The 14,391-nt window shown below is 63.7% G+C and carries 14 protein-coding genes; 12 read left to right on the forward strand and 2 right to left on the reverse strand.

The annotated features are described in order from the left end of the window. The first annotated feature begins 53 nt into the window (after nucleotides 1-53). The 8 genes from LG299_RS15430 to LG299_RS15465 all read left to right on the forward strand — a co-directional run bounded on the left by LG299_RS15430 (nucleotide 54) and on the right by LG299_RS15465 (nucleotide 8,037). Entirely contained in the window at nucleotides 54-1,235 is a 1,182-nt protein-coding gene (locus tag LG299_RS15430; RefSeq protein ID WP_404431795.1) for a glycosyltransferase family 2 protein, read from the forward strand. 58 nt (nucleotides 1,236-1,293) lie between these two features. Continuing rightward, nucleotides 1,294-2,214 carry an ABC transporter permease gene (locus LG299_RS15435; RefSeq protein ID WP_404431797.1) on the forward strand — a complete coding sequence of 307 codons (921 nt, stop codon included), beginning with the start codon at nucleotides 1,294-1,296 and terminating at the stop codon, nucleotides 2,212-2,214. After that, nucleotides 2,214-3,455, forward strand: coding sequence for an ABC transporter ATP-binding protein (locus LG299_RS15440; RefSeq protein ID WP_404431799.1), 1,242 nt, complete (start codon nucleotides 2,214-2,216; stop codon nucleotides 3,453-3,455). The genes LG299_RS15435 and LG299_RS15440 overlap by 1 nt, the downstream gene beginning before the upstream one ends. Before the next feature lie 180 nt (nucleotides 3,456-3,635). Continuing rightward, nucleotides 3,636-4,409 carry a hypothetical protein gene (locus LG299_RS15445; protein WP_404431801.1) on the forward strand — a complete coding sequence of 258 codons (774 nt, stop codon included), beginning with the start codon at nucleotides 3,636-3,638 and terminating at the stop codon, nucleotides 4,407-4,409. A gap of 11 nt (nucleotides 4,410-4,420) precedes the next feature. Then, complete coding sequence (locus LG299_RS15450) at nucleotides 4,421-5,281, forward strand: glycosyltransferase family 2 protein (RefSeq protein ID WP_404431803.1); 861 nt, start codon at nucleotides 4,421-4,423, stop codon at nucleotides 5,279-5,281. Nucleotides 5,282-5,451: 170 nt separating this feature from the next. Beyond that, nucleotides 5,452-6,582 (forward strand): DegT/DnrJ/EryC1/StrS family aminotransferase, encoded by a 1,131-nt coding sequence (locus LG299_RS15455; RefSeq protein ID WP_404431805.1) that lies wholly within the window; start codon nucleotides 5,452-5,454, stop codon nucleotides 6,580-6,582. Between the two features lie 33 nt (nucleotides 6,583-6,615). Continuing rightward, nucleotides 6,616-7,542 (forward strand): NAD-dependent epimerase/dehydratase family protein, encoded by a 927-nt coding sequence (locus LG299_RS15460; RefSeq protein ID WP_404431807.1) that lies wholly within the window; start codon nucleotides 6,616-6,618, stop codon nucleotides 7,540-7,542. Between the two features lie 57 nt (nucleotides 7,543-7,599). Continuing rightward, the gene (locus LG299_RS15465) at nucleotides 7,600-8,037 is read left to right on the forward strand and encodes an acyltransferase (protein WP_404431809.1); all 438 of its coding nucleotides are present in this window, start codon (nucleotides 7,600-7,602) and stop codon (nucleotides 8,035-8,037) included. A gap of 122 nt (nucleotides 8,038-8,159) precedes the next feature. Here the strand turns inward: LG299_RS15465 and LG299_RS15470 are convergent, their stop codons facing one another. Together LG299_RS15470 and LG299_RS15475 are read right to left on the reverse strand one after the other, a co-directional pair. Next, entirely contained in the window at nucleotides 8,160-9,110 is a 951-nt protein-coding gene (locus tag LG299_RS15470) for a Gfo/Idh/MocA family oxidoreductase (protein ID WP_404431811.1), read from the reverse strand. Then, entirely contained in the window at nucleotides 9,107-10,213 is a 1,107-nt protein-coding gene (locus LG299_RS15475) for a DegT/DnrJ/EryC1/StrS family aminotransferase (protein WP_404431813.1), read from the reverse strand. Before LG299_RS15475 ends, LG299_RS15470 begins: the two co-directional genes overlap by 4 nt. A gap of 159 nt (nucleotides 10,214-10,372) precedes the next feature. Here LG299_RS15475 and LG299_RS15480 point away from each other — a divergent pair, with 159 nt between their 5' ends. Genes LG299_RS15480 through lhgO form a run of 4 tightly spaced genes read left to right on the forward strand, consistent with a single transcriptional unit; the run spans nucleotide 10,373 to nucleotide 14,391 of the window. Continuing rightward, the gene (locus LG299_RS15480; protein ID WP_404431815.1) at nucleotides 10,373-11,332 is read left to right on the forward strand and encodes a lysylphosphatidylglycerol synthase domain-containing protein; all 960 of its coding nucleotides are present in this window, start codon (nucleotides 10,373-10,375) and stop codon (nucleotides 11,330-11,332) included. Beyond that, the gene (locus LG299_RS15485; protein ID WP_404431817.1) at nucleotides 11,329-12,012 is read left to right on the forward strand and encodes an acyl-ACP--UDP-N- acetylglucosamine O-acyltransferase; all 684 of its coding nucleotides are present in this window, start codon (nucleotides 11,329-11,331) and stop codon (nucleotides 12,010-12,012) included. The genes LG299_RS15480 and LG299_RS15485 overlap by 4 nt, the downstream gene beginning before the upstream one ends. Before the next feature lie 10 nt (nucleotides 12,013-12,022). Beyond that, nucleotides 12,023-13,159, forward strand: a complete 1,137-nt coding sequence (glf, locus tag LG299_RS15490) for a UDP-galactopyranose mutase (RefSeq protein ID WP_404434921.1) — start codon at nucleotides 12,023-12,025, stop codon at nucleotides 13,157-13,159. A 29-nt stretch (nucleotides 13,160-13,188) separates the two neighbouring features. Continuing rightward, nucleotides 13,189-14,391 carry an L-2-hydroxyglutarate oxidase gene (gene lhgO, locus LG299_RS15495; RefSeq protein ID WP_404431819.1) on the forward strand — a complete coding sequence of 401 codons (1,203 nt, stop codon included), beginning with the start codon at nucleotides 13,189-13,191 and terminating at the stop codon, nucleotides 14,389-14,391.

The following is a 14,391-nucleotide window of genomic DNA, read 5'->3' on the forward strand; positions in this document are numbered from 1 at the left end:
TCCGTGCCAAGATGACAGGCGAGCATTACGTATGCCGATACCCGAATCATCGAATGCCGAGGAATCCCGCGTTGAAGATCGTCATGACGCTCATGGTTCGCGACGAAGCAGACATCCTGGCCGCGATGCTAGAGCATCATAAGGCCCAGGGCGTGGACCACGTCCTCGTCACCGACAATGGCTCGATTGACGAGACCCCTGCCATACTGCGCGGGTTCGTCGACGACGGATTCGCAACGGTCTGGGACGATCCCGTGCATCGCAAGCAGCAGTACACGACGGTCACGAAGATGGCTCGGTACGCGGCATCGCATTTGGGCGCCGATTGGGTGATCAACGCGGACGCGGACGAGTTCTGGGTGACGACCGATCCGAGTCAGACGGTCCGAGATGTCCTTGCAGAAGTCGTTGATGCGACGCCATACCTCACTGTGCCCGTCGTCAACCTCACCGGGGCTCCGGCGAAGGACGGGAGCGGACTGACGCGGCTGCGCTTCCGCGATACGCGCGCGGACGACGAACTCCACCGATCCGGAATCCCTTTTCACCCGACGGCGGATGCGGTGCACCGCGCGCATGCCGCGGTCGAGGTCAGCCAGGGCAATCACTTCGTGACCGCTCCCGGGTGGGGCGACGGCGCCACGAGCTCTGACCTTGAGGTGCTGCACCTTCCGTGGCGTTCGTGGCGGCAATACGAGCACAAGGTTCGCGCGGCGGGCGAGGCTTACGTCGCCAATCCCGACCTCACACCGAGCCCGCGACACCATGGAATGCAGGATTTCAGGCGCTGGCAGGGAGGCCGGCTCGAGGCTGCGTACGTCGCCAAGCATCCAACGCCGGAAGAGGTGGTCGAGCTCCTCGCATCGGGTTCCCTCACTGAGGATGGCCGCCTCACCGTGCTCGAATCACCGATGCTGACTGGGCACCGCCCTGACATCGTCTACACCGCGGCAGAGAGTCAGGAGCTCGCCGAGATCGGTCGCCTGATGGCACAACTCGAGGCGACAGCGGACGCCCGATATCTCGAGGTGCGCGACCAACTCACAGAAGCACATCGTGTGAGTGACCGCGCCATCGGCGAACGCAATTCGGCGGTGGCGGATCGAGATCGACTCGCGGCCGAGCGGGACCACCTTGCCGCACTGCTCCGTAGTGAGAAGGACCGCTTGGTTGTCCGGGTTGCCGACAAAATCGGAGCTGTCGCGCGCCGCGTCCTGCGCCGATCCCGGTCTTGACCGGAGCTGCCGCCCGATCGAGGCAGTCACTCAGCTTCGCGTCGGTAGGATCGTGAGGATGTCCTCTTCGCCCGACAACGCCGCCCTGGAGCGCTTCCAGAGGCTCCGCGAGCTGCCCATGCGCCCGGTGGGTGCATCGACGGGTATGCGCCCGAAGGACATCGCCGCCTCTGTGCGGGCGCTCGGCGCGCAGCGCGAAATGCTCGATCTGCTGATCCGTCGCGACCTGAAGGCCAAGTACAAGGACTCGACGCTCGGTTTCTTTTGGTCGTTGGCGCGCCCGCTCATCCAGTTGGCGATCTACTTCGTCGTCGTCGGCCAGTTCATCGGCGCGGCGAAGGGCATCGATGACTTCGCTGTATACATCTTCTCGGGCCTCGTCGCCGTCGGCCTTTTCACCGAGATCGTCGTGGGCGGAACGGGGTCGATCCTTGCAAACGCGGGGCTGGTCAAGAAGGTCTACCTCCCTCGTGAGGTGTTCCCGCTCGCTAGTGTCGGCTCCGCCCTGTTCAACTTCCTCGTGCAACTTGTTGTGCTCATCGGCGCCACGTTGCTCGTGGGCAAGCCGCCTCTGCATATCGAGATCCTCTACGTCTTTCCCGCAGTCGCAGTGCTGCTCGTGTACGGGACCGCGCTCGGACTGCTGTTCTCCGCAGTCAACGTCTATCTTCGCGATGTCCAGTACCTCGTCGAAGTGGGTACATTGCTGCTCTTCTGGGCAAGTCCCGTGGTCTACTCGTGGCAGATGGTGAGCGACATCCTGGGACCGTCGTTCCTGCTCGAGGTCTACACGAACAATCCCCTCACCCTCGCGGTCATCGGCTTCCAGGAGGCGTTCTGGGTAGCCGGCGCTGATGCGGTGCAGCCTGACGAGCTCCTTCTTCGGCTCGCAATCGCGCTGGTCATCGGATTGGTTCTTCTTTTCACGAGCCACCGCGTCTTTCTGCGACTGCAGGGAAACTTCGCGCAGGAGATCTGATGACCAGCTCAGCCACTTCCGGATCGACTTCCGCTCCCGACGTCGTCCGCATCCGCGACGTCTCGAAGCGATTCACGGTCCGAAAGGACTCGTCGATCAAAGAGCGAATCGTCACGCTCGGCCGCGCGGGGCGCGAGCATCGACAGGACTTCTGGGCGTTGCGAGACGTGAGCGTCGACATCCAAGCAGGAAGCACGATCGGTCTGATCGGGCACAACGGCTCGGGCAAGAGCACCCTCCTGAAGGTCATCGGCGGAATCATCGAACCCACGACAGGATCGGTCGCGCAGCGCGGTCGCCTGGCGGCGCTGCTCGAACTGGGCGCCGGTTTTCACCCCGACCTGACTGGGCGCGAGAACGTGTACCTCAACGCCGCCGTGCTCGGGCTCAGCAGGGAGGAGACCAGCCACCGATTCGATGACATCGTCACATTCTCGGGAATCGGCGACTTCATCGACACCCAAGTGAAGTTCTACTCGTCCGGCATGTACGTCCGGTTGGCGTTCGCGGTGGCGGTGCATACCGACCCCGACATCCTCCTGGTCGATGAGGTGCTCGCGGTCGGCGATGAGGCCTTCCAGCGCAAGTGCCTCGACAAGATCCGCTCCTTCCAGGCGGAGGGGCGCACGATCATCATCGTGAGTCACTCGCTGGGCCAGATCAGCGAGCTGTGTGATCGCGCGGTGCTCCTGAACAGGGGCGTCGTCGTGTACGACGGAGACCCCTCCACGGCTGTCGCGCGCTTCCGTGATCTGCTGGAAGAGCGGCGCCACGACGAGGATCAGCACGAGCACACCGAGCAGGATGCCGATTACTCCGGTGTGCTTCCGCACATCGTCAGCGTCGACCTCGCCGTGATAGACGGCAACGCAAGCGGAGAGGTGTTGCCCGGCAGCGACATCATCGTCTCGGTGGAACTCGAATCGACGGCTCCAGTAGAGAACTGGAGGTGCGCCATACAGATCGACAATGTGTTGGGGACCGCCGTCTACGGCACGACCAACGACCGCATGGGAGTTCAGCTCTCACGGTTGGTCGGGCGTCGTACCGTCCAGTTTCGATTGCGTGACGCGCGCTTCGGGGAGGGCAAGTACTTCGTGAATGTGTCTCTCATGGACTCAGCTGGGCGACATCTCGATGACGTCCGCCTTGCGGCCTCGTTCAACGCCGCACCGTTCGCTCCCGCTGCCGGAATCATCTATATGATTCCCGAGTTCATCGACCTCGGCGCGTCGGCGTAGCCCACCGACGTCGTGTCCTCGCCATCCGATCCGCGTTCCTTCATCCGGCGACTGCCCCGGGCGCCTCGAGCCCTGCTCCGGCGCGCTCGTCGCATCGCCGGGCGCGCGCGACGGTTTGCGGGGCGGTTGCTCCGCTGGTGTGCGACTGCTCCGCGCCTTGCGCGGGTCGGCGTCGGGTACATGGTCTGGCGGTTCAACGTCCTGGCGCACGTGGCTCTCGGAGTCAGACTGCAGCGCTTGGCCGGAGAGGATCGTACTGGCGCGGTGCCGCTCATCATGTGTCTGTGGAATCGCCCGCAACGTCTCGGGGAGGTCCTTCGTCAGCTCTCTGTGCAAGAGGACGCCCCGCCGATTCGCCTGATCTTATGGAACAACAAGCGCCAGAATGATGCCCTCTACCTGCGCGAGATCGAGGCGTTCGGCGCGCCGGGAGCGCTGGCAAGCATCGAGTTCTACAGCAGTAGGTGGAACGTCGGGGGCATTGCTCGCTTCATCGTGGCGCACGGGATCACGAGGCGTTCGACGCCGGAGCCATTCCTCATGCTCGACGATGACCAGAACGTCTCGAGCCATTTCGTGAGGGACCTTCTGGACGCGTTCGCACCGAACACCTATGCGGGCTTCTGGGCGTTCGTGATCGTCGGCAACTACTGGGAGCGCGCTGAGGCGGCTCCCGGTCAACAGGCCACTTACGTTGGCACCGGGGGATCCGTGTGCGACTCTTCAATCGTGCGTGAGCGGGGGTTCTTCACGCGGCTGCCTGGTCGGTTCGCGTTCATCGAGGACTTGTGGACGAGCGCCTTCGCAGCATCACGCGGCTGGCGGGTCGAGAAGGTCGACACTCCCATAGAGCTCACGCTGGAGGATTCGAACCAGTATCTTGCGATGATCGATCTCAAGCAGGAGTTCTGGGAGTACCTGAAAACAGAGCTCGCGAAGGGGAGGGCGCTGTGAAAGGGGATCAGATGACCGAATCGACGCAACCACGCGTCGTGGGGGTGGTCCTCTCGTACCATCCGGAGCCGGCCATCATCGAGAATGTGCGCGAACTGCTGCGGCAGGCTGACCACGTCTACATCGTCGACAACGCCGCTGACGACACGTCGCGAGGCTTGCTCGCAGACCTCGCCGCTGAGAAGGCCGTCACCGTGCTCGCGTATCCCGAGAATCTCGGGGTCGCAGCTGGGTTCAATGCCGGAATGCGTGCTGGTCTCGCCGACGGCGCTGATTTCGTCTGGATCTTCGATCAGGACAGCACGGTGACGGAGAGCATGCTTGATCGTCTGCTCGCGGCCCACGCCGCGGCCGGACCTTCTGCAGGCATCATCGCTCCGGCATTGCGCTCGCACGCGACGGGAGTCATCTACCGTCGCGAGTCCGGTCGCGGTGCACGAGCGGTCCCGGTGCTCATCAGCTCCGGATCCCTGTTTTCGCGAGCACTAGTCGACCGCATCGGCCTCCACGACGAGCCACTCTTCATCGACTACGTCGACCACGACATCTGTCTACGAGCCCGTCTCTACGGCATGCGCAATTACAAGGTCTTTGACGCCGTCCTCGAGCATCGCTTTGGAGATTCCGATCCCACCACACTGCTCGGGCAGCGGATATTCCTGTCGAACTACTCGCCGTTTCGTCACTATTACATGGCGCGCAATCGGATGATCCTCATCAAGCGGTTCGGGCTGGGCCACTGGTTCTGGGAAGATCTCATCTTCACAGCGAAGGCGTGGGCGAAGGTTCTCCTGCGCGAGAGCGGTCGACGCGAGAAGATCACGGCGTTCTTCCGCGGATGGCGTGACGGTATCACCTATCGAACGAGGTAGTCGCCGAAGAAGTCATGCGACGGCCCGACGACGATGCGGATCTACGAGGTCACCACGACCGTGACCACGCCCTACACCGCCTGTGCATCTTGCGCACAGGGCCGTCGGGATAAACTGACTCAACGTCGTGGTGAGTAGCCCCAGACGTCCCAATCACAGGAAGGCAGATCATGCCGCACACCGTCGCGCTCGGCGAGCCCACCGTCGGAGAGGCGGAACTCGAAGCCGTCAGTCGAGTGTTCCAGTCAGGCTGGCTCTCGGGCGCCGGACCCACGTGTCGCGAGTTCGAGGGTCGCTTCGCGACCACTGCGGGCACCTCGCATGCATTGGCGACCAGCAACTGCGGTTCTGCCCTGCACCTTGCCCTCGCCGTCCTCGGAGCTGGGCCGGGCGATGAGGTCATCGTAGGCGACTACACCTTCCCTGCGACCGGGCACAGTGTCGTCTGGACCGGAGCCACGCCTGTCTTCGCCGACATCCGTCCTGACATCTGGACCATCGACCCGGCTGCGGTAGAAGCGGCGATCACTCCACGCACTGTCGGAATCATCGCCGTTGACGTTTTCGGTCAGCCTGCCGACTTCGACCAGTTGCGAGTCATCGCCGACAAGCACGGGCTCTGGCTCGTGGAGGATGCGGCCTGTTCCGCGGGTGCCTCCTACAAGGGCCGCCGCGCGGGCAGCCTCGCCGATATCGCCACCTTCAGCTTCCATGGGCGTAAGGGCATCACCGCGGGCGAGGGCGGGGCGCTGACGACCGATAATCAGGAGTGGGCCGACCACGCTCGTAAGCTCCACACCTACGGCATCGCACCAGCTCTTACTCGCGAGGCCAGCACCGACCTGCCGATCCCCTCGTTCGACGAAGCGGGTTACAACTACCGCATGTCGGATGTCGCCGCGGGGATCATGCTCGCCCAACTGGATCGGCTCGACGGCCTCGTCGCCCGTCGAGGCGAGCTCGCCGCCATGTACGGTGAGCGTCTCCCTGATATCGCAGGTGTCACGCCGCCGATCGCTCTCGATGATCGGGTGCACCCCTGGCAGTCGTACGTCATTACGCTCGACAGCGAAATCGACCGTGGTCTCGTCGCCCAGCACCTGCGGTCCAACGGCGTCCAGTGCAACTTCGGCACCTACGCCTCACATGTTCAGCCCGTCTACGGTTTCGAGGGCCACCTTCCGGTATCCGCGAACCTGTGGATGCGCCATCTCGCCATTCCGATGCACGCCAACCTCGCCGAGGCCGACGTGGATCGGGTCGTCGAGGTGCTTGCCGAAGCTGTCGACCTGGCGCGGTGAGCGCCCCGAATGACCACCAGAGAAGGGTTTGCAATGACTGAAAAGAAGGTCTTCGTCGTCGGCGGAGCGGGTTTTATCGGCCTCCATGTTGTGGAGCGTCTGCTGGATGAGGGATGGAGCGTCCGCATCTTCGACAACATGGTCCGCGGTGACCGCGATCGGGCGAACGCGCTGGTTGCGAGCGGTCGGGTGGATGTCGTCGACCAAGACATTCGCAACGGCGCCGCCGTCCTCGCGGCCATGCGCGGATACGACTACGTCATCAACCTCGCCGCCGACTCCATCAACAAGAGCGTCGCCGACCCGTACTCGTCTTTCGACATCAACGTTGTCGGCACGCACAACGTCGTCGCGGCGGCGGCGGCGCTCGGTGTCAAGCGCATCGTGCAGGCATCGAGCGCATCGGTCTACGGCGACCCAGAGAAATTGCCCATGCACGAGGACGACAAGCTCAACCCGTTGACCCCGTACTGCATCGGCAAGCGCACGGGCGAGGACATCCTCGCTTACTATCACCGCCGCTCGGGATTGTCGTGGATCGCGTTGCGCTTCTTCAACGTCTACGGCGAGGGCCAAAAGACGACTGCGTACTATACGTCGGTCATCAACCACTTCGTCAACCGCCTCAAGCGCGGTGAGGCTCCCGTCATCGACGGTGAGGGCAAGCAGTCGATGGACTTCATCCACGTGACCGACATCGCCCGCGCGGTCGTCCTCGCCCTTACATCGGAGGAGGGCAACGTCCCGATCAACGTCGGCACCGGGATTGATACGACGGTCGAGCAGCTCGCACGTATCCTTATCGCCGCCGTCGGCGCCGATGTGGAGCCGGAGTTCAACCCGCGCGATGTCCTCGTGTCGCGCCGAGCTGCCGACATCACTCGTGCACAGGAAGTGCTCGGGTTTACGGCGATCGTCGACGTGAATGACGGGATGACCCGTCTCGTCCAGAACTCCTGACGTCGATACTCCCGTGCGCATCCTGCTCCGCGCACGGGAGCGTCAGAAAGGCCGACCATGACTGCGGGCCTCCCAGAGAATCGCTTCAATCCCCATGCGTGGGTGATCGGCGAACCCATCGTCGGCGCGGGAACCTGGATCGGAGCCTTCACGATCATTGACGGTTCGGGCGGCCTTGAGATCGGGGTGGGGTGCGACATCTCGTCCGGTGCGCACATCTACACGCATTCCAGTGCCAAGCGCTGCGTCTCCGGACGCGAGTACGCGATCGTCGACAGGGCGCCCGTAGTCATCGGTGATCGTGTCTTCATCGGCGCGAACGCCGTCGTCAACATGGGAGTCACGATCGGTGATGAGGCCGTCGTTGCCGCAGGCGCCGTCGTCACCGGCGATGTCCCGTCCCGGGCGATCGTCGCAGGCGTCCCCGCGCGGCAAATCGGTACCGTCGATCTCACCGAACCGACCGCGCCGACGTTCTTGACGACACCCCCGTGATCTCGGTCATTCGCCTGACAGCCGTGATGGACGTCTCACAGGACGCTGATGGACTTAGCGACCTTTGACATCCGGTTTGGTCGTCACAGCCGAGGGCGTCGGGCGCCGCACCCGACGTCCGGCTACGCGCGCGGTGAGAGGAGTTCCGCGATCACCGCGTGCGACGGGAGGATCGCGCGCCTTTCGGCCGCAGCATCAGCCGAACCGTTGATGAGATCCAGGAAGTGGTCGAACTGCGCGGCGAGCGGCTCTCGCGCGTTGGTGATCTCCGGGATCTCGATCGAGGTGTGCTGGCGATAGCCGCGACCGTCGTCGTCTGAAGGATCGATGACCCCATGTCGGTAGACGGTGACGTCCCGTCGGAGAAGGTCGATCTCAATCAGTCGATCGAGCTCATGCACCGTCATGGTGCGATCCTTCTTCTGTCCGATCCGACTAGCAGACAGCTGCGCGACCTGGCCGCCGTCGAAGCCGAGGGTGGCCGATGCCACATCCTCGGCGCCCGCGACGGAATCGGGGTGGAAGTAGCCGATGGCGCCGGTTGTGGTCACTGGCCGCGCGCCGAGGATGTTGATCGCGAGGTCAACATCATGGATCAGGAGGTCCCACGCGACGCCGGTCTTGATGCGCGGCGCGTACGGGGAGTGGCGCGTGGCCGTGACGTGGACGGGGTTCTCGATCAGATGGCGGGCTGTCATCACGGCGGGGTTGAACCTCTCGAGGAGCCCGCACAGAATCGGCACGTCAAGCTGCTCTGCCCGTTCCACGATCTCGCGTGAGCGGGTGAGGTCGTTCACGACCGGCTTCTCCACGAGGAGTGGGATGCCAGCATCGAGTACCTGCTTCGCAAGCGGATAGTGGGCCTCAGTGGAGGCGGCCACGATGACGGCATCGATCCCGTCGAGGTCTCCGAGCTCGGCGCTCCAACGCGCGCCATAGCGCTCCGCGATGTTTTCTCCGACGGGCTGGTAGGCATCGATCACACGTGCGAGCTCGGCCCGACTCGAAGACGCCACAACGCGCGCGTGATACGAACCCATCGTTCCTGCGCCGACTAGGGCAATGCGGGTCACGCGTCCGCTCCGAGGATGTGACGCGTCGTCGAGATGATCTCGTCGAGTTGCGCGCGGGTGAGATGCGTGTGCACGGGCAACGAAACAGCTTCGCGAGCGATCCGCTCGGCGACAGGAGTGGGTTCGATGACCACGTCTGGACGGTCACGGTAAGCGTCGTAGTCGAAGACGAGGTGCGGGTAGTAAACGCCTGCGCCGACACCGGCGGCAGTCACCTTCTCGACGAACTCGTCGCGGGACAGGCGAGCGTCAGGGGTGATCCGAATTGTGTATTGGTGCCAGACGTGCGAGCGCCCGGGCATCTCGCGCGGAGTGATGAGCCCGTCGACGCCGGCGAGTCCCTCGGACAGATACGCTGCGTTCTCGCCCCGCTTCGCGACTGTCTGCGCGTAACGGCCGATCTGGGGGATGCCCAGTGCCGCCTGAAGATCGGTCATGCGGTAGTTGTTCCCTTGCATGACGTACTCGTATCGCGCGCGCATGCCCTGGTTGCGAAGGATGCGCAACCGCGCGGCGAGTGCGTCGTCGTCAGTCGTGACGATGCCTCCTTCGCCCGTCGTGATGTTCTTGGTGGCGTAGAAAGAGAACGATCCGACGCCGAAGCTACCTGCTGACTTGCCTCCCTGCGCGCTGCCATGCGCCTGAGCGGCGTCTTCGAGGATGCGCAGGTCATGCGCCTCGGCGAGCGGCATGATCCTTTCCATGTCGGCAACCTGCCCGTACAGGTGCACGGGCATGAGCACGCGCGTCCGATCGGAAATGCGGGCGGCGATGGATGACGGATCGACGTTGAAGTCATCCTCGGAGATGTCGGCGAACCTGGCTGTCGCCCCAGCCTCCAAGATCGCGTTGAGGGAGGCGGCGAAGGTGAACGGACTCGTGATGACCTCATCTCCGGGCGCGAGATCGAAGCATTGCATCGCTGCGATGAGCGACGTGGTGCCGTTATTCACGGCAATGGCGTGCTTGACGCCCGTCATCTCTGCGAAGAGCTCCTCGAATCGTGCTACCAGGGGACCCTGGGCGACGCGGCCGGAGCGGAGCACCTCGAGAACGAGCTGCTCTTCCTCGCTGCCGAACTCCACGACGGTGATGGGTATCATGAGACCTACTCACTCGAGTTTCAGTGTGAACCTCACAAGCATACTTGCGAGGCAACGACGCCCAGTGTGGCCGCATGCCGTTGCGAAACCCAGAGAGGCAGATTTCTCATTCCCTCCAAGAGAAGCCCCCGGTCGTGGGCGCTATTGATACTGCGCTACGTGCTATTGGTGACCGTGGTCGGTTTCGCCGTCGCCTATCTGGTTGCGCAATGGGACGCGGTTTCGCAAGCGATCAAAGTCATCGCACCGACCTCCATCATCCTGTCCATGTTGCTGGTCGCGGTGGGTCTGGGATTTGGCACGCTCTCGTGGATTATCATCTTGAACGGTCTCGGCGCTCGTGTCCCGATCCTCCGCGGGGCGCAGGTGGTGCTCGTCGGCCAGCTCGGCAAGTACGTCCCCGGGTCCGTTTGGTCGTACGTGATGCAGATGGAGCTCGGTCGTCAGTACGGCATCGCGCGACCGAGGGTGCTCATCACGTCGCTGTACGCCGCGGGAGTGGGAGTTGTGGCCTCGCTCATTCTCGGAGCCTTCGCTCTCCCCATCATCGTGCGCGATCAGCCCGAACTGTTGTGGTTGTTCGCCTTGCTCCCCATCGGCCTCATCTGCCTGCATCCCAAGGTGATGACGTGGCTCGCCTCCCTCGTGCTGAAGGTCTTCCGGCGCCCTCCACTGGATCATCAGGTCTCGTTCCGGGTCATCGCCGGTGCATTGGGCGCCGCGATTGCTTCGTACATCTGCTACGGCGGCCACCTCTTCCTGCTCGTGAACTCCCTCGTCGACCCCGACTTCGGCACTTTTGTGCTGATCACGGGCGCGATGTCGATCGGTTTCACGGCCGGCCTGGTGGCATTCCTGTTGCCTTCGGGATTGGGTGCGCGTGAGGCGGTGCTGATCGGCGCGCTCACTCTCCTTCTCACCCTTCCGGAAGCGGTCGCAATGACGGTGATCTCGCGCATGATGTTCACCGTCGCCGACGTCGCCGCTGCGGGCGCAGCGGCCATCGCCGTCCTGCTCATGAGACGCCGGCTGGCTGCGGAGGGCTCGGTCAACGTCGAACGGGCACCCTACGACGAACAGGTCGAACGAGGCTTGGACGTGGGCGGTACTTACCCATGAACCACATCCATCCCACCGCCGTCATCGGCCCAGACGTTCGTCTCGGGCGTGACAACACAATCGGCCCGTTCGTCGTCCTCAGCGGGAATGTCGAGGTCGGTGACGAGAACTGGATCGGCGGGGGGGTCGTCATCGGCGCACCGCCCGAGGTTCGTTCGTTCGCGCACCCCCGATCTGATCGCGATTCTCGAGGCGCCGGGGTCATCATCGGCTCCGCGAACGTCATCCGGGAGTATGCGCAGATTCACTCTGGGCTGAAGGTGCGCACCACCGTCGGTGACGGTGGTTTCCTCATGAATCAGGTCTATGTGGCACACGACTGTCGTATCGGCGACAACGTCACGCTGGCCTCCAGCGTCCTGCTCGCTGGGCACGTGACGGTCGGCGACGGTGCCAACGTCGGGCTCGGGTCGCAGGTGCACCAGTTCCGTTTGATCGGCGCGGGTGCGATGGTAGGAATGGGTTCGACTGTGACTCGCGACATCCCGCCGTTCGCGATGGCATACGGCACACCGGCGCTCGTCCGCGGTGCGAATCGAGTGGGACTGGAGCGACTAGGAGTAAACGCGCACGCAATAGCCGCGTTCCAGCACGCGTACGAGAATTCCATCAGTCTTGACGCCGATGGTCTCGACCTTCCCGACAACATCCGGCGCGCGCTCGTCGCTGTACACGGCTGAGGTCGCGCGAATGGATCTCCTCGTCGTCGGCTCGGGCTTCTTCGGTCTCACAATCGCGGAACGGGCCGCAGCATCCGGTCGCAAAGTCACCGTCATCGACCGTCGTCACCACATCGGCGGAAACGCGTACAGCGAGGACGAGCCCGAGACGGGTATCGAGGTGCACCGATACGGTGCACACCTGTTTCACACGTCGAACCCCACGGTGTGGGAGTACGTGAACCGGTTCACAACTTTCACGAATTACGTGCACCGGGTGTACACCAACCATCGGGGTGTCGTCTTTCCGTTGCCGATCAACCTCGGCACGATCAATCAGTTCTTCCAGGCGGGGTACTCGCCCGATGAGGCACGCACGTTGATTCACGAGCTTGCGGGCGAGATCGATGTGAAGGATGCCTCGAACCTCGAAGAAAAGGGCATCGCTCTCATCGGACGACCGCTGTACGAGGCGTTCATCCGTGATTACACCGCCAAGCAGTGGCAGACCGACCCGAAAGACCTCCCCGCCGAGATCATCAGCCGCCTCCCGGTGCGCTACACCTACGACAACAGGTATTTCAACGACACGTGGGAAGGTCTCCCCACGGACGGATACACGGCCTGGATCGAGCGGATGGCCGACCACCCCAACATTGAGGTGAAACTGAACGTCGACTTCTTCGACGAGTCGCAGCCCCTGCACAAGAAGGCCACCGTCGCCCAGGTCCCCATCGTGTACACCGGGCCTGTTGACCGCTACTTCGACTACTCAGAGGGCGCGCTGAGTTGGCGAACGATCGACCTCGAGCAGGAAGTCCTCCCGACGGGTGACTTCCAGGGAACGAGCGTCATGAACTACGCCGACGCGGATGTCCCGTACACCCGCATCCACGAGTTCCGCCACTTCCACCCCGAACGTGAAGACCGGTACCCGAAAGACAAGACCGTCATCATGCGCGAGTTCTCGCGCTTCGCGACCGGTGAGGACGAGCCGTACTACCCCATCAACACCGCCGACGACCGCGCCGGAGTACTCGCCTACCGCGAACTCGGCAAGGGCGAGCAGGACGTGCACTTCGGCGGCCGACTCGGTACCTACCAGTACCTCGACATGCACATGGCGATCGGGTCCGCGCTCTCGATGTGGAACAACCACCTTGCGTAACGAGCAGGGGATAGAGATGGAGCATTGCAATGCCTGAACGTGTCGGGATCGTGGGCGGAGGAATCGTCGGCGTCGCGCTCGCGCGTGCCCTCGCCGCCCGCGGCGACGAGGTCACGGTCCTCGAGAAGGAGGGTCGGCTGGCCGAGCATCAGACCGGGCACAACTCGGGCGTGGTACACGCAGGCCTGTATTACGCGCCTGGGTCACTGAAGGCGACGCTCTGCGCCGCGGGGCGGGCATCTATTCGGGAGTTCTGCGAGCAGAAGGGGCTCCCGTACCGTCAGGTCGGGAAGCTCGTGGTCGCCGTCGACGAGAGCGAAGTGGCCGCGCTCGACGAGATCGAACGCCGTTCCATCGAGAACCGCGTTCCGGACCTTGCGCGCATCGACGACGTCCAACAGCTGCGCGACATCGAGCCGCACGTCGCCGGCATCGCCGCCGTGCACTCGCCACACACCGCGGTCGTGGACTACTCGACCATCACGGAGGCGATGGCGCAAGACGTCCGTGCCGACGGTGGAAGGATCCTCCTCGGTCACGAGGTCACCGCGATGACCGTCGAGGGCGGGAAGATCCGCGTCTCGACACCCGTGTCGGATCACGTCTTCGACCGTGTCGTGGTCTGTGCCGGTCTGCAATCCGATGTCGTCGCCCGATTCGTCGGCGCCGATCCCTCGCCCAAGATCCTGCCGTTCCGCGGCGAGTACTGGGAGCTCGCATCCGAGCGCACGGATCTGGTGAACGGGATGATCTACCCCGTTCCGGACCCACGGTTCCCGTTTCTGGGCGTCCACTTCACCCGAGGCGTCTACGACAACGTGCACGTCGGTCCCAATGCCGTGCCAGCGCTTGCGCGCGAGGGCTACCGGTGGCTCACGATATCTCCGCGCGACACCTGGGAGTCTCTGCGCTGGCCCGGTGCGCCGTCTCTCGCGAAGAAGCATTGGAGGATGGGCATCGACGAGATCAGTGGATCTCTCATAAAGCCGCTCTACTTCAGGAAGGCGCAACGATTCGTGCCGGAGTTGCGGATGTCCGACCTCACGCACAAGGCCGGCGCCGGCGTCCGCGCGCAGGCCTGGGGGAGAGGCGGCGAGCTCCTCGACGACTTTGCCGTCGACCAGGTCGGGCCCGTGACTCTTCTTCGAAACGCACCGTCGCCCGCCGCGACGAGCTCGATCGCGATCGCGGACTACGTCATCGAGCACTACCTGTCGTCGGCCGCTGCGTGA

Origin of the sequence: Microbacterium lacus, assembly GCF_044794305.1 — a bacterium.
Classification (GTDB): Bacteria; Actinomycetota; Actinomycetes; order Actinomycetales; family Microbacteriaceae; genus Microbacterium; species Microbacterium lacus_B.